The 14346-nt window shown below is 70.9% G+C and carries 13 protein-coding genes; 7 read left to right on the top strand and 6 right to left on the bottom strand.

The window, feature by feature from the left end:
* Window positions 1–5: 5 nt before the first annotated feature.
* The 3 genes from ACZ56U_RS24765 to ACZ56U_RS24755 all read right to left on the bottom strand — a co-directional run bounded on the left by ACZ56U_RS24765 (window position 6) and on the right by ACZ56U_RS24755 (window position 1477).
* Complete coding sequence (locus ACZ56U_RS24765; protein ID WP_469086184.1) at window positions 6–254, bottom strand: hypothetical protein; 249 nt, start codon at window positions 252–254, stop codon at window positions 6–8.
* 31 nt (window positions 255–285) lie between these two features.
* The gene (locus ACZ56U_RS24760) at window positions 286–789 is read right to left on the bottom strand and encodes a sigma factor-like helix-turn-helix DNA-binding protein (RefSeq protein WP_469086183.1); all 504 of its coding nucleotides are present in this window, start codon (window positions 787–789) and stop codon (window positions 286–288) included.
* 181 nt (window positions 790–970) lie between these two features.
* Window positions 971–1477 (bottom strand): MarR family winged helix-turn-helix transcriptional regulator, encoded by a 507-nt coding sequence (locus ACZ56U_RS24755; protein ID WP_469086419.1) that lies wholly within the window; start codon window positions 1475–1477, stop codon window positions 971–973.
* A gap of 163 nt (window positions 1478–1640) precedes the next feature.
* Here ACZ56U_RS24755 and ilvA point away from each other — a divergent pair, with 163 nt between their 5' ends.
* The 3 genes from ilvA (at window position 1641) to ACZ56U_RS24740 (ending at window position 4932) form a co-directional block, all read left to right on the top strand.
* Window positions 1641–2879 (top strand): threonine ammonia-lyase, encoded by a 1239-nt coding sequence (gene ilvA / locus ACZ56U_RS24750; protein WP_469086182.1) that lies wholly within the window; start codon window positions 1641–1643, stop codon window positions 2877–2879.
* 191 nt (window positions 2880–3070) lie between these two features.
* Window positions 3071–4090, top strand: a complete 1020-nt coding sequence (locus tag ACZ56U_RS24745; RefSeq protein WP_469086181.1) for an ATP-binding cassette domain-containing protein — start codon at window positions 3071–3073, stop codon at window positions 4088–4090.
* Window positions 4087–4932 carry an ABC transporter permease gene (locus tag ACZ56U_RS24740; RefSeq protein WP_469086180.1) on the top strand — a complete coding sequence of 282 codons (846 nt, stop codon included), beginning with the start codon at window positions 4087–4089 and terminating at the stop codon, window positions 4930–4932. Before ACZ56U_RS24745 ends, ACZ56U_RS24740 begins: the two co-directional genes overlap by 4 nt.
* A 155-nt stretch (window positions 4933–5087) precedes the next feature.
* Here ACZ56U_RS24740 and greA read toward each other — a convergent pair whose 3' ends face one another.
* Complete coding sequence (greA, locus tag ACZ56U_RS24735; RefSeq protein ID WP_391234861.1) at window positions 5088–5588, bottom strand: transcription elongation factor GreA; 501 nt, start codon at window positions 5586–5588, stop codon at window positions 5088–5090.
* Between the two features lie 190 nt (window positions 5589–5778).
* Entirely contained in the window at window positions 5779–6177 is a 399-nt protein-coding gene (locus tag ACZ56U_RS24730; RefSeq protein WP_469086179.1) for a DUF4307 domain-containing protein, read from the bottom strand.
* Window positions 6178–6370: 193 nt separating this feature from the next.
* Here ACZ56U_RS24730 and mca point away from each other — a divergent pair, with 193 nt between their 5' ends.
* The gene (mca, locus tag ACZ56U_RS24725) at window positions 6371–7231 is read left to right on the top strand and encodes a mycothiol conjugate amidase Mca (protein ID WP_469086418.1); all 861 of its coding nucleotides are present in this window, start codon (window positions 6371–6373) and stop codon (window positions 7229–7231) included.
* Window positions 7224–7472, top strand: a complete 249-nt coding sequence (locus tag ACZ56U_RS24720) for a hypothetical protein (protein WP_469086178.1) — start codon at window positions 7224–7226, stop codon at window positions 7470–7472. The genes mca and ACZ56U_RS24720 overlap by 8 nt, the downstream gene beginning before the upstream one ends.
* A gap of 122 nt (window positions 7473–7594) precedes the next feature.
* Here the strand turns inward: ACZ56U_RS24720 and ACZ56U_RS24715 are convergent, their stop codons facing one another.
* Window positions 7595–10795 (bottom strand): tetratricopeptide repeat protein, encoded by a 3201-nt coding sequence (locus ACZ56U_RS24715; protein WP_469086177.1) that lies wholly within the window; start codon window positions 10793–10795, stop codon window positions 7595–7597.
* A gap of 156 nt (window positions 10796–10951) precedes the next feature.
* Here ACZ56U_RS24715 and ACZ56U_RS24710 point away from each other — a divergent pair, with 156 nt between their 5' ends.
* The gene (locus tag ACZ56U_RS24710) at window positions 10952–12238 is read left to right on the top strand and encodes a recombinase family protein (RefSeq protein ID WP_469086176.1); all 1287 of its coding nucleotides are present in this window, start codon (window positions 10952–10954) and stop codon (window positions 12236–12238) included.
* A 47-nt stretch (window positions 12239–12285) separates the two neighbouring features.
* A complete protein-coding gene (locus tag ACZ56U_RS24705) occupies window positions 12286–14316 on the top strand; it encodes a thioredoxin domain-containing protein (protein WP_469086175.1) in 2031 nt (676 codons plus the stop codon).
* Window positions 14317–14346: the final 30 nt, after the last annotated feature.

Raw genomic sequence — 14346 nt, 5'->3', positions numbered from 1 at the left:
CCGGTTCACCAGCCGGTCAGCGGTGGGGTCGTCGTCGACGGCGGCTCCACCCAGGGGCGGGCCAGCACCGCCCACACCAAGAACGCGACGCTCGCCGCGAACAGCACGGACCACATCAGCAGCATCGCCGCCCGCCGGCGCCGCAGCGCGCGGCTGCCCCGGCGTACGGCTTCGAGATGAATCTCGGGCGGCACCGGCGGTGACACCCGCTCCATGATGCGGCGTACGGCGGCCTCGCGTTCCGGCCGGTTCATGACCGCTCCCTCCCCGTACGCGTTCCGGCGCTCATGACGCCGCCACCTTCGCGCCCCGCACCGCCGGGGCGGGCCCCCGTGGCGGATGCAGCAGGGTCGCCGTCGCCCGGTCGCAGATGGTCCGGACACGTTCCGTGGTGAGGCCGAGGAGGGCCGCCGTCTGCTCCTCGGCGACGCCTTCGTACAGGCGCAGGACGAGGACGAGGCGTTCCTGCGGGGCCAGCGCGGCCAGCGGGCTGGCGGGGTGCGGGCGGGCGCCGCCGAGACCGCCGTACTGGTGCCAGGCACCGCGCGCGAATCGGGAGGCCAGGTACTGGCGGGTCCGGTCGTAGGGGTCCTCGCCGCGCAGTCGCTCCCAGCACGCGTACGTGTGGGCGAGCGCCAGCGTCAGCAGCCGCCGCGCGCGCGGGTTGTCGTCCGGCGCCTCCGCCGTCAGCAGCGTCGCGGTGTGCAGCAGCCGCCCGCCGGCACCCGCGACGAACGCCTCGAACTCCCGGGCCCGGCGGGCGTCCTGGGACGCAAGCCGTCGACGCACCACGCCTCCCGCCTGAGGGCGACCTGTGAGGAAACGGGCCCCGCGCCGCGTACGGGATACGGAACCGTGTGCGAGTTGAGGACCCGGTCTCATATGAGGCCAGGGGTGGCCTTTCGGTCAAGAGCCGCGCACGCCTCCGTCAAGAGCCGCACCCCGGAACGCGGAGTCCGGGGAGCCGGCCTCAGGAGGCCGACGGCGGCTCCGCGCCCGGCATGCCCTGCGCCGCCATCCGGGAGGAGAGGGCGGTGTTGAAGCGCGTGAGGAGCGTGCAGAACGCCTCGCGCTCCCCAGGCGCCCAGTCGTGGGTCAGCTCGGCCATCAACTGACGCCGCGAGGAACGCACTTCCTCCAGTCGCGACAGCCCGCGCGGGGACAGCTGGAGCACCACCGCGCGGCCGTCCTCCGGGTGCGAGGTGCGCTTGACGAGCCCGGTGTCCACGAGCGGAGCCACCTGCCGGGTGACCGTCGACGAGTCGATGCCCATGCTCGCGGCGAGCGCCTTGACGCCCATCGGGCCTTCCTTGTCGAGCCGGTTGAGCAGCAGGTATGCGGCGCGGTCCATGGAGTTGCGCACCTGCCCGACCCCGCCGAGCCGGGTCTGTTCGGCACGACGGGCGAAGACCGCCACCTCGTGCTGCAGCGTGTCGAGGAGACCGGTGTCACCGACGGTCGTCATGTCCATCGACATTCCAGGTGTTGTGGGCATGGCCGGGGGCTCACTTCAGATAAGGGGTGCTGGGTTGGGGGACAGGGTACGCGGCCGGGAGGCGGGCCGTACCGACGCTGTGCAAACCGGTCTCGGAGGTTGGTCACAGCGGCCGCTTGCGCCTGTGAACTGCGATGCTTGTGTCATGAGCTACGGCACGGCTGACTCCTTGCACTCCCTGCGGTCCGTCACCCTCGACGACGTGCGCGGCGCCCAGAAGATGCTCACGGGGGTGGCGCGGACGACCGCGATGGAGGGCAGCCGGCACCTGTCCCAGCTGGTGGGCGCGCCGGTGCACTTCAAGTGCGAGAACCTCCAGCGCACCGGCTCGTTCAAGCTGCGCGGCGCCTACGTGCGGATCGCCGCGTTGCTCCCCGAGGAGCGGGCCGCCGGGGTCGTCGCCGCGAGCGCCGGCAACCACGCGCAGGGCGTCGCGCTGGCGTCGTCCCTGCTCGGCGTGCGTTCCACGGTGTTCATGCCGCAGGGCGCCCCGCTGCCGAAGATCAGCGCCACCCGGGAGTACGGCGCCGAGGTCCGGCTGCACGGGCAGGTGGTCGACGAGACGCTGGCCGCGGCGCAGGAGTACGCGGAGCGGACCGGCGCGGTGTTCATCCACCCCTTCGACCACCCGGACATCATCGCCGGTCAGGGCACGGTCGGCCTGGAGATCCTGGAACAGTGCCCGGAGGTGCGCACGATCGTCCTGGGCATCGGCGGCGGCGGTCTGGCGGCCGGGGTCGCGGTCGCGGTGAAGTCGCTGCGGCCCGATGTGCGGATCGTCGGGGTCCAGGCGGCGGGCGCGGCCGCGTACCCGCTCTCGCTGGCGGCCGGGCGCCCGGTGACGATCGAGCACCCGGCGACGATGGCCGACGGCATGAAGGTCGGCCGTCCCGGCGACGTCCCTTTCGAAATCATCGGCGAACTGGTCGACGAAGTGCGTACGGTGACCGAGGACGAGTTGTCCGCCGCGCTGCTGCTGAGTCTGGAGCGGGCCAAGCTGGTCGTCGAACCCGCCGGGGCGAGCCCGGTCGCGGCGCTGCTCAGCGACCCGGGCGCCTTCGAGGGGCCGGTCGTTGCGGTGCTGTCCGGCGGCAATGTCGACCCGGTGCTCCTGCAACGCGTGCTGCGGCACGGAATGTCGGCGCAGGGCCGCTATCTCGCGGTGCGGCTCCGGCTGACGGACCGGCCGGGCGCCCTGGCCACGCTCCTCGGGGTGTTGTCAGTGGTGGACGCTAACGTCCTCGATGTGAGTCACGTACGGACCGACCCACGGCTCGGGCTCACGGAGGCGGAGGTGGAGCTGCACCTGGAGACGAAGGGTCCGGAGCACTGCGCCGAGGTCGGCCAGGCCCTGCGGAACGCGGGCTACACGGTCATCGACTGAGTCGCCGGGGCGCCGAACTCCCAGCTCAGCAGCTTCTTCCTCACTCGTTCGAGCAATTCCGTTGAGAGACGCGATACATCGCGTTATGGTGTGTCTCATAGTGGCCCATCGCCACTGCCCGCCCTCGCCAGGCGGGATAAAACGCGCAAATCTAGGCTTTTCGAAGAATCCCCGATGACGTGGAGTTTCATATGCCAGGCGCCATCTACGCCGAAGGCCTGGTGAAGACCTTCGGTGACGTAAGGGCTCTGGACGGCGTCGACCTCGACGTGCCGGAGGGCACCGTCCTGGGCCTGCTCGGGCCGAACGGCGCGGGCAAGACGACGACCGTCCGCTGCCTGACGACCCTGCTGCGCCCCGACAGCGGCAAGGCGGTCGTCGCGGGCCTCGACGTGCTCAAGCAACCCAACGAGGTGCGCCGCTCGATCGGCCTGTCCGGCCAGTTCGCCGCGGTCGACGAGTATCTGACCGGCCGTGAGAACCTCCAGATGGTCGGCCAGCTCTACCAGATGAAGGCCAAGGACGCGAAGGTCCGGGCCGGCGAACTGCTCGACCAGTTCCACCTCGCGGACGCCGCCGACCGTCCCGCGAAGACCTACTCCGGAGGCATGCGCCGCCGCCTCGACCTCGCGGCCGCCCTGGTCGTCTCCCCGCCCGTGATGTTCATGGACGAACCCACGACCGGCCTCGACCCCCGCAACCGCCAGCAGCTGTGGGAGGTCATCAAACAGCTCGTCTCCGGCGGTACGACCCTGCTGCTCACCACGCAGTACCTGGAAGAGGCCGACCACCTCGCGCACGACATCGCGGTCGTCGACCACGGTCGTGTCATCGCCCGCGGCACCTCCGACCAGCTCAAGGCCCGTACCGGCGGCGAGCGCGTCGAGGTCGTGGTGCACGAGCGCGAGCACATCCCGACCGCCCGGGAGGTCCTCGCCGGCTTCGGCAAGGGCGACACCACCGTCGAGGAGCACACCCGCCAGCTCACCGTGCCCGTCACCGGCGGCGCGAAGCTCCTCGCCGAGGTCATCCGCGAACTGGACGTACGGGGCATCGAGATCGACGACATCGGCCTGCGCCGCCCCACCCTCGACGACGTCTTCATCTCCCTGACCGGCCACCACGCCGAGACCCAGGCGGAGGAGAACGGCGTGGACGGCGCCGCCAAGGACGCCAAGGACCGCCGCCAGAAGAAGGAGGCCGGCAAGTGAGTGCCGTCACCGACGCCGTACGGGTCACGCCCGCCGCGAACCCGGTCAGCCAGTCGATCCGGGACTCGCTGGTCGTCGCCAAGCGCAACCTGATCAGAATGTCCCGGATCCCCGAGATGGTCATTTTCGGGCTTATCCAGCCCATCATGTTCGTGGTGCTGTTCAGCTATGTGTTCGGCGGCTCCATGAACATCGGCGGCACCACGGAACCCTCGGTCTACCGCGAGTTCCTGATGGCCGGCATCTTCGCGCAGACCGTCACCTTCGCCACCGCGGGCGCGGGCGCCGGTATCGCCGACGACATGCACAAGGGGCTCATCGACCGCTTCCGCTCGCTGCCCATGGCGCGTGGCGCGGTGCTGACCGGCCGGACCCTCGCCGACCTGGTGCAGACGGCGCTCACGCTGTTCGTGCTGGCGATGGTGGCCCTGCTCGTCGGCTGGCGCACCCACACCACCATCGGTGAGGTGCTCGGCGCCTTCGGACTGCTGCTTCTGCTGGGGTACGCCTTCACCTGGGTCGGCGCCCTCATCGGGCTCTCCGTGCGGACACCGGAGGCGGCGACCTCGGGCGGACTGATCTGGCTCTTCCCGGTCACCTTCGTCTCGAACGCGTTCGTGGACTCCAGCCAGATGACGCCCTGGCTGCGCCACGTCGCCGACTGGAACCCCTTCAGTGCCACGGTCCAGGCCTGCCGGGTGCTCTTCGGCAACCCCGGGGTGTCGACCTCGGACGCCTGGCCCATGCAGCACCCGGTGTGGGCGTCACTGATCTGGTCGGTCCTGATCATCGTCGTCTTCAGAACGCTGGCGGTGCGCAAGTACCGCTCGGCGTCGACCTGAGAAGACGCGGCGCGGCATGACGAAACCCCCGGCGTCGGGAGTCGCCGGGGGTCTGTCGGGGCGATGCGGGGTGAGCCGGTCGACGGTCAGCCGATACCGGGCTCGACGGTCGGTCGCTGTCCGGCGCGCGGGTCAGTGGCTGCCGGGCGCGCGGGTCAGCCGCTGTACGGCTCGGCCTTGAGGATCGTCACGGAGGCCTTCTTGCCGTTCGGCAGCTCGTACTCCGCGTCCTCACCGACCTTGTGGCCGATCACGCCGGAGCCCAGCGGGGACTGCGGCGAGTAGGTCTCGATCTCGGTGCTGGCGTATTCGCGCGAGGCCAGCAGGAAGGTCATGGTGTCGTCCTCGTCGCCGTCGAAGGCGATCGTCACGACCATGCCGGGCGCCACCGTGCCGTCGGCGGACACCGGAGCCTCGCCGACCTTGGCCTTCTCCAGAAGCTGGGTCAGCTGGCGGATGCGGAGCTCCTGCTTGCCCTGCTCTTCCTTGGCCGCGTGGTACCCGCCGTTCTCGCGCAGGTCGCCCTCCTCGCGCGCGGCCGCGATCTTCGCGGTGACTTCCTCGCGCGCGGGACCAGACAGGTACGCCAGCTCTTCCTTGAGCTTGGTGTACGCCTCCTGCGTAAGCCAGGTGACGTCTTCGCTGGTCTGGGTCACAGGTGCTCCTCGTAGGTACTGGGAATACAAAGCATCGCCCTACCCAGAAGAATGTTCCTTCACGGAAGGGCGAAACCACGAGCCTAACAATTCAGCGGCCCAAGGGGGAGGACATAAGCCATCAGAATCACTCAACGCAGGTCGGCGAGTACGTAAAGCAGACTAGGCCGGTCGGGGGCGTCGGCCGCTCTCAGTCGGCGTGGCAGCCGAGCAGCTGCGCCGTCGTGCCCGGTGACGTCGTACGCAGCGTGACGACCTTGTCGATGCGGGTGGCGTCCCCGTCGAAGCGGAAGTCCGCCCGGCCGACCTCGGCACCGCTCTCCGCCTGGGAGCGCACCGTGCAGTAGCCGCTGGCGCCGGAGTCCTTGCGGACCTCCAGATGGACCTTCACGGCGTCCCGCTCCACGTCGAAGGAGATCACCTCGGCGCTGATCTTGTTCTGGCCGATGTAGTGATAGGCGAAATACCCGATCAAAGCCAGCAGCAGCGCACCCAGAACGGCACCGGCGATCTTGAGCTTGTGGTCGGCGCGCTCGTCCGAGGGGCGGCCGTAACGGCCCTCGGGCGGTCGCGTGCTCGCCGTACTCATGATCGTCCTCTCGGCAGGAACCCGGCCCCGGAATTATTCGCCCCCCGATTCGGTCACTATAGAAGCCCCCGCCCGTCACCCGACCACCACCCCTCTACGACGCTCCTGCGGAGCGACACCTTTGAATTGCCCCGGTTCACACCAGGGGCGCCGACTTACTGAGGATTGAGTCTTGACTGACCAGCTGCGACTGATGGCCGTGCACGCCCACCCCGACGACGAGTCGAGCAAGGGCGCGGCCACCATGGCGAAGTACGTGTCCGAGGGGGTGGACGTGCTGGTCGTGACCTGCACGGGCGGGGAGCGCGGCTCCATCCTCAACCCGAAGCTTCAGGGCGACGCGTACATCGAGGAGCACATCCACGAGGTACGCAAGAAGGAGATGGACGAGGCCCGCGAGATCCTCGGCGTCAAGCAGGAGTGGCTCGGCTTCGTCGACTCCGGCCTGCCCGAGGGCGACCCGCTGCCCCCGCTCCCGGAGGGCTGCTTCGCCCTGGAGGACGTCGACAAGGCGGCCGGTGAGCTGGTCAGGAAGATCCGTTCGTTCCGCCCGCAGGTGATCACCACGTACGACGAGAACGGCGGCTACCCGCACCCCGACCACATCATGACCCACAAGATCTCGATGGTGGCGTTCGAGGGCGCGGCGGACACCGAGAAGTACCCCGAGGGCGAGTTCGGCCCGGCGTACCAGCCGCAGAAGCTCTACTACAACCAGGGCTTCAACCGGCAGCGCACCGAGGCGCTGCACAACGCCATGCTGGACCGTGGCCTGGAGTCGCCGTACGAGGAGTGGCTCAAGCGCTGGAGCGAGATCGAGCGCACCGAGCGCACCCTGACCACGCACATCCCGTGCGCCGAGTTCTACGAGATCCGCGACAAGGCCCTGATCGCGCACGCCACGCAGATCGACCCCGACGGCGGCTGGTTCAAGGTCCCGATGGAGATCCAGAAGGAGGTCTGGCCGACGGAGGAGTACGAGCTCGCCAAGTCCCTCGTCGATACCTCCCTCCCCGAGGACGACCTCTTCGCGGGCATCCGGGACAATGCCTGACATGAGCGCAAGCGTGAGCCTGGCAATGACCCACTTCGCGACCTTCGCCAAGGAGGTCGACGAGGACAAGGTCACCCCCGGCGTCCTCGGCTTCATCGTCTTCGCGGCGATGGCCCTGGCCGTGTGGGCCCTGATGAAGTCGATGAGCAAGCACATGGGCAAGGTCGACTTCCCGGAGTCCCCGGACCCCAAGGCCGGGTCCGAGGAGTCCTCCGCCGGAACCGGGACCGGCCGCGGCTGACGCCCCCGGGCGCAGGAAGCGGCGGCCGGCTCCTCGCCCGGCGGCCGGCTCTTCGCCCCGGCGGCCAGTTCCTCGCCCGGCGGTCGGCTCTTCGCCCCGGCGGCCAGTTCCTCGCTCGGCGGTCAGCTCTTCGCCGGCACCGCCACCCCCATCACCTCCCGGGCGTGCCGGTTCGGCACCATGCCCAGCCGCCAGGCCTGCCAGCCCGCCTCCAGGTTCACGCCGCGTTCCAGGAGCAGCAGGAAGGCCTCGATGTAGTCGTCGAGCTTCTCGTCGCGCAACGGGTGGGCGTTGCGGGAGAGCTGGGACAGCTCCTCCTGGGCCACCGCCGTACCGATCTCCACACCACCCGGGGCGGCGTACGGCAACAGGGTGCAGCGCAGGAAACGCGCCCAGTCCTCACCGCGACGGTCCCCGTACGAGGTGAACAGGCCGATCGCCGCGTCGCACAGCGACAGGGCCTGGGGCGTACGCGCGTTGCCCGCGTCCACCACCGCCAGCTCCAGACAGGTCCAGGCCTCCCCGTGGGCGACGCCGATGCGCTGGAAGTCGGCACGGGCGTCCACCAGGAGCTGACGGGCGAAGCCGGAGTTGCGCAGCGAACCGGTCTGGGAGGCGCGCTGGTCCCGGGTGACCCGCGCCGAGTGATGACGGGCGCACGCCAGACCGTAGACATCGCGCATCCGCGAGAACATCGTGCGTGAGCGCTCCAGCTCGCGGACCGCCAGGTCGAGGTTGCCCGTCTCCTCCAGGGCCTGGCCCAGGTAGTACACCGTCCACGCCTCGCCGCGCGCGTCCTCGTTGTCGCGATGCCGGGAAGCCGCCTGACGCAGGCCATCCACCGCGGGGGAGGGGTCGCCGGCGACCAGGCGGGCGCGGGCCAGCTGGGTCATCGCCCAGGCCTCGCCGCGGGAGTCACGGGTACGGCCGTACAGGTCCAGGGCGGTGCGCAGCTCGGCCTCCGCGTGCGGGACGTCGCCCATGCGCAGCCCCAGCTGGCCGAGCTGGAAGTGGGCCCACGCCTCGCCGTGCACGGACTCGCCCGCGCGGTGCAGGACCAGGGACTGGGTGAGGAGATCCATGGCCTGCGCGAGGTGGGCCCGGTCGCGTTCCACCGCGGCCAGCGCGTGCATGGTCCAGGCGCGGTCCGTGGCCAGCTCGGGGGCCGCCTGGAGGTCCAGGGCCTCGTGGAGCTTGGCCGCCGCCTCGCTCAGGTTGCCCTGGTGGTGCAGCGTGATGCCGAGGGAGCACAGGGCGCGGGCGGCGCCGGCGTCGTGATGGGCCTCCATGTAGAGGTCGACCACCGACGTCAGGGTCGTACGCGCCTTGTCCAGCTCGCCCAGCTGGCGGGCCGCGATGCCGGTGCGCCACTGGACCGACCGCACCAGCAGCCCCTGGTCCACCGCCTGCGCCAGCTCGCTGATCTCGCCCAGGCGGTAGAGGTCGCCGCGCAGCAGGCAGTAGTCGCACAGGGCACCGAGGAGATTGAGCACCGCCGCCTGGTTCACGCCCTCCGCGTGGCGCAGCGTGGAGGTGATGAAGCTCGACTCGTCGTCCAGCCAGCGCAAGGCCTCGTCCAGGGAGGTGAAGCCGTGCGGGCTGAAGCGGTCCGAACGCGTCGACATGTTGCCGTCGACCAGGCGCAGCACCGAGTCCGCGAGCTCGCCGTAGTTCACGATGAGACGTTCCTGCGCCGCGGCGCGCTCCGCCGGTTCCTCCTCGTCCAGCAGACGGGCCTGGGCGAAGGCGCGCACCAGGTCGTGCAGGCGGTAGCGGTCCCCGCGGACATGGTCGAGCAGCCCCGCCCGGGACAGCGCGATCAGCTGCCGGGTCGCCTCCGCCTGATCGGTGGCGAGCAGCGCCGCGGCCGCCGCCGCGCCCAGGGACGCCCGCCCCGCGAGCGCGAGACGCCGCAGGAGACGGCGGGCGGTGTCCGACTGGTCGGTGTAGCGCAGCCACAGCACCCGTTCGACCGGCTCCACCGGGCCGTACGCACCCAGGTCCGAGGCCAGCGCACGCGGTGAGCGCGGACCGAGGGCGGAACCCGCGATCCGCAGCGCCAACGGCAGACCGCCGCACAACTCCCTGATCCGTTCGGTCGATTCGGCGTCGTAAGGACTCGCCGCGTCCTGCGCCGACGCGCCCAGCAGCTCCTCCGCGCCCGCCGCGTCCAGCGCCTCGACGGGCAGCTGATGCACCCAGGCCGGCAGATCGCCGGGCAGGTCCAGGGCGCTGCGGGCGGTGACCAGGACCAGGCTGTCGGAACGCTCCGGGATCAGGGTGCGGACCTGCTCCGGGTCGAAGGCGTCGTCCAGGACGATCGTCACCGGCAGTCCCGTCAGATGCTGGTGGTACAGCTCGCCCAGCCGCTTGACCTGCTGGTCCGGTGAGGAACGCTCACGGAACAGCAGCTGCTCGCGCGGCGCGCCCAGCCGGTTGAGCAGATGCAGCAGGGCGTCCCGGGTGGACAGGGGCGGCTCCTCGGGGCTGTCGGCGCGCAGGTCCACGACGCACGCGCCGCGGAAGTAGTCCTTCAGATCGTGGGCCGCGTGCAGCGCGAGGGCCGTGCGGCCGCTGCCGGAGGAGCCGTGCAGCACGACCACGGTGGGCCGGGTCGCGGTACTGGCCCGCGCCGCCTGCACCCACTGCCGGATCCGCCCCAGCTCCTGACGCCGGCCCGCGAACGCCGCCACCGGCTCGGGGAGTTGACCGAACGACTGCTGAAGCAGGTTCCGGCCGCGCGCCGCCGCGCTCTTGTCGGCGCCCTTCAGCCGCGGCCCCGTCTTCTTCGGCCCCGTCGAGGCGCTGCGCACCCGCTGCTGGTCCAGGAACGGGCGGATGCCGCGCACCTCCAGCGCGGTCAGCCACGCCAGCCGCAACTGCTCCGGACCGCCGGGCTGACTCGCCGCGCCCGCCTGGTGGTGCGCGGCCGGCAGATGCGCCCCGGCGACCTTCACCACGGTCGCCGCGGCACCCACCACGCCGACGGCCGCACCGGCACCGAACGCCGTGCCCGCGCCCGTGCCGAGCGCCAGGTCGGTGACGACGGCCGCGAGCGCGGCGATCCCGGCCACCATCAGCGGGGTCCCGCCGCCCTGCTTCGCGTACCGCTGCCCGAACGTGAGCTGCCCGGCGGCCACTTCGTCCAGGGCGCGCGTGTAGGCCTCGTACTCCTCCGCCGCGGTCTGCGCCATGGCGTCCAGCGCGCCCCGCCCCCGCGCCATCAGCACCGGGCCGTCGGTACGCCCGCCGGAGCGCCGCACCTCCTCCTCCACGGCCCGGGCCAACAGCCGCTCGGCGTCCACCCGATGGCTGTCCCGCATGTCCCGTCCCCCTCCGGTGACAACTCCTTTGCCTATGAGTGTCCTTCGCGAGGGGCCGGAGCGCGAGAGGGCAGCGATCAACGGATGCGGTGCGGTGACCATGAGATCACTCGATCGTTTCTATGACTGTCGGGCGAACTGTCGAATGGGGGAGTTGTGGGCCAAGACGGCGCGAACGAGCCGAACGGGTTGATTCCGGTGGCGTCCTATGCGCGTACGTCGGAAGACGTCCGGCAGAAGGACGGGCACGGCGTCCGTCATCAACTGCGCATCAATGAACGGACCGCACGCGAGCACGGTTGCCGAGTCGTGCAGGTATACACCGACAACAGCTGCAGTGCCTCCAGGCCGCGAGCGGCACGGCCCGGGTTCGATCGTCTCGTGGCGGACCTCACGACGGGTCGCAGTGCCGACGGTCAGGCGATCAGAGGAGTCGTGTGCGTCGCGGACGACCGGTTGTATCGCCGCGCGGAGGACCTGACGCGCTTCTTCGGCGCGCTGACCAGTCAGCCAGGTCGTATCTACGTTGATCCGCAAGGAAGACGTGACCCGTACTCGCAGGAAGGTCTCCTGGCGGCTGTGCGGTCACTGGAAGCGGCGCTCGCGGAGACGCAGGTCCGCAGTCGCAGACTCGTGAACTGGCACTGGGCCCGGGCTGTCGAAGGTGTGCCGCACAGCGGGCCCCGGCCCTTCGGGTGGCAGGAGGACAGGATCACGCTGCACCCCGCGGAGGCCCCCTTGGTCGAGAAAGCCATCTCTGACCGTGTGGGCGGGACACCGGTCGGTGCCATCGCGCTTGAGTGGTGCAACCTCGGAGTGACCGGGACGCGAGGCGGCCGACCCAACCCGCAGACCGTCACGCAGATCATGACGGCGCCCCGCGTATGCGGGTACCGCGCCAACAAGGGCGCACTGCTCCTGGTGCCGGAGACAGGGGAGCCCGTGCTCGGGCGGTGGGATCCCATCGTGACGCCGGACCAGTGGGCAGCGGTATGTGCGACGTTTTCCGCAGGCAACCTCTATATGCACCGAGGCAGCGGAGCCCCGAGGCTCACCGGGCAGCGCGCCGCCCCACGGCGTCTCGCCAGCGGAATCCTCCGCTGCGGAGCGACACGCCACGACGGCACGGCGTGCCACGGCGCGCTGTGCGCACAGAAGGGCAGGAGCAAAAGGAGTCCTTACGTCTACTCCTGTCGCGACTGCGGGCGGTGCAGCATCAGCGGGCCCCTGGCGGATGAGGCCCTCGAACGACTCCTGTTCTCTCAGGCCCCGAGGTCGAAGCAGCCGACCGACGTCGTGCGGGACCGCTGGTTCGCCGGCGAGTTGGATCTCGCCGAGAAGCGAAAGGTCGTCAGCGATGTGCTGGCGGGGTGTGTGGTCCGGCCTGGTGTGAAGGGGCTGCATGCCTGGGACCACTCCCGAGTGCAGCCCGTGTGGCGTTGAGGCCGCCCGTCCCCCGGTCCGGCGGCGCTCTCGGGCAGGATGGGGGTATGCCGAACCGACTGGCGCATGAGACGTCCCCGTATCTCCTTCAGCACGCCGACAACCCGGTCGACTGGTGGCCCTGGTCGGCGGAGGCCTTCGAGGAGGCACGGGAGCGAGGCGTGCCCGTACATCTGAGCGTCGGCTATTCCAGCTGCCACTGGTGCCACGTCCTGGCGCGCGAGAGTTTCCAGGACGAGGCGGTCGCCGCCTACATGAACGCCCACTTCGTCAACATCAAGGTCGACCGCGAGGAGCGCCCCGACGTCGACGCCGTCTACATGGAGGCCGTTCAGGCCGCCACCGGGCAGGGCGGCTGGCCCATGACCGTGTTCCTCACCGCGGAGGCCGAGCCGTTCTACTTCGGTACGTACTTCCCGCCCGAGCCGCGGCACGGCATGCCCTCGTTCCGGCAGGTGCTGGAGGGGGTGCGCAGCGCGTGGGCCGATCGGCGGGACGAGGTGGCCGAGGTGGCGGGGAAGATCGTGCGGGACCTCGCCGGGCGGGAGATCAGCTACGGCGACACGCAGGCGCCGGGGGAGGAGCAGCTCGCCGCCGCACTGCTCGGGCTCACCCGGGAGTACGACCAGCAGCGCGGCGGGTTCGGCGGGGCGCCCAAGTTCCCGCCGTCCATGGTCGTGGAGTTCCTGCTGCGGCATCACGCGCGGACCGGGTCCGAGGGCGCGTTGCAGATGGCGCGGGACACCTGTGAGCGGATGGCTCGCGGGGGGATCTACGACCAGCTCGGGGGCGGGTTCGCCCGGTACTCCGTCGACCGCGAGTGGGTCGTGCCGCACTTCGAGAAGATGCTCTACGACAACGCCCTGCTCTGCCGTGTCTACGCCCACCTCTGGCGCGCCACCGGCTCCGAACTCGCCCGTCGTGTCGCCCTGGAGACCGCCGACTTCATGGTGCGGGAGCTGCGCACCGCCGAGGGCGGGTTCGCCTCGGCGCTCGACGCCGACAGCGACGACGGCACGGGCAGGCATGTCGAGGGGGCGTACTACGTCTGGACGCCCGGGCAGTTGAGTGAGGTCCTCGGGGACGACGCCGAGCCGGCCGCCCACTACTTCGGTGTCACCGCGGAGGGGACGTTCGAGGAGGGGGCGTCCGTTCTGCAACTGCCGCAGCACGAGGGTGTGTTCGACGCCAACAAGATCGAGTCCGTCAAGAGCCGGTTGCTTCAGGCGCGGGCCCGGCGGGCCGCCCCCGGTCGGGACGACAAGGTCGTCGCCGCCTGGAACGGGCTCGCGATCGCCGCGCTCGCCGAGACCGGGGCGTACTTCGACCGGCCCGACCTCGTGGAGGCCGCGGCCGGGGCCGCCGATCTGCTGGTGCGGGTGCATCTCGACGAGCAGGCGCGGCTCTCCCGTACCAGCAAGGACGGGCATGTCGGCGCCAACCCCGGGGTGTTGGAGGACTACGCCGATGTCGCCGAGGGGTTCCTCGCGCTGGCCTCCGTCACCGGGGAGGGGGTCTGGCTGGAGTTCGCCGGGTTCCTGCTCGACCATGTCCTCGCACGGTTCGTGGACGCGGAGTCCGGCGCGCTGTTCGACACCGCCTCCGACGCCGAGCGGCTGATCCGGCGGCCCCAGGACCCGACCGACAACGCGGCCCCCTCGGGCTGGACCGCCGCCGCGGGTGCCCTGCTCGGTTACGCGGCCCAGACCGGGTCCGAGCCCCATCGCACCGCCGCCGAGCGGGCGTTGGGGGTCGTGAAGGCGCTCGGGCCGCGGGTGCCCCGGTTCATCGGCTGGGGGCTCGCCGTGGCCGAGGCGCTGCTCGACGGGCCCCGTGAGGTGGCGGTCGTCGGGCCCGCGCTCGACGACCCGGGCACCAGGGCCCTGCACCGTACGGCGCTCCTGGGCACCGCCCCGGGCGCCGTGGTGGCCGTCGGCGTCCAGGGGAGCGTGGAGTTTCCCCTGCTCGCCGACCGTCCGCTCATCGACGGTGCGCCGACCGCGTACGTCTGCCGCAACTTCACCTGCGACGTCCCGACCACCGACCCGGAGCGGCTGCGCACGACGCTGGGCGGCTGACGACGGGGCTCAGGCCGTGGCGTCCGGTGC

This window comes from Streptomyces sp. NPDC034103 (genome assembly GCF_055575395.1).
Note: the sequence above shows the minus strand (reverse complement) of the source record. Positions and strands in the feature narration are given on the sequence as shown.

Bases quoted from the DNA above. Each gene is read 5' to 3' on its own strand.
- ACZ56U_RS24765 (WP_469086184.1), bottom strand. From the start codon at position 254: ATGAACCGGCCGGAACGCGAGGCCGCCGTACGCCGCATCATGGAGCGG.
- ACZ56U_RS24715 (WP_469086177.1), bottom strand. From the start codon at position 10,795: ATGCGGGACAGCCATCGGGTGGACGCCGAGCGGCTGTTGGCCCGGGCC.
- ACZ56U_RS24720 (WP_469086178.1), top strand. From the start codon at position 7,224: ATGCCTGACATGAGCGCAAGCGTGAGCCTGGCAATGACCCACTTCGCG.
- ACZ56U_RS24755 (WP_469086419.1), bottom strand. From the start codon at position 1,477: ATGTCGATGGACATGACGACCGTCGGTGACACCGGTCTCCTCGACACG.
- ACZ56U_RS24730 (WP_469086179.1), bottom strand. From the start codon at position 6,177: ATGAGTACGGCGAGCACGCGACCGCCCGAGGGCCGTTACGGCCGCCCC.
- mca (WP_469086418.1), top strand. From the start codon at position 6,371: ATGGCCGTGCACGCCCACCCCGACGACGAGTCGAGCAAGGGCGCGGCC.
- ACZ56U_RS24705 (WP_469086175.1), top strand. From the start codon at position 12,286: ATGCCGAACCGACTGGCGCATGAGACGTCCCCGTATCTCCTTCAGCAC.
- ilvA (WP_469086182.1), top strand. From the start codon at position 1,641: ATGAGCTACGGCACGGCTGACTCCTTGCACTCCCTGCGGTCCGTCACC.
- ACZ56U_RS24745 (WP_469086181.1), top strand. From the start codon at position 3,071: ATGCCAGGCGCCATCTACGCCGAAGGCCTGGTGAAGACCTTCGGTGAC.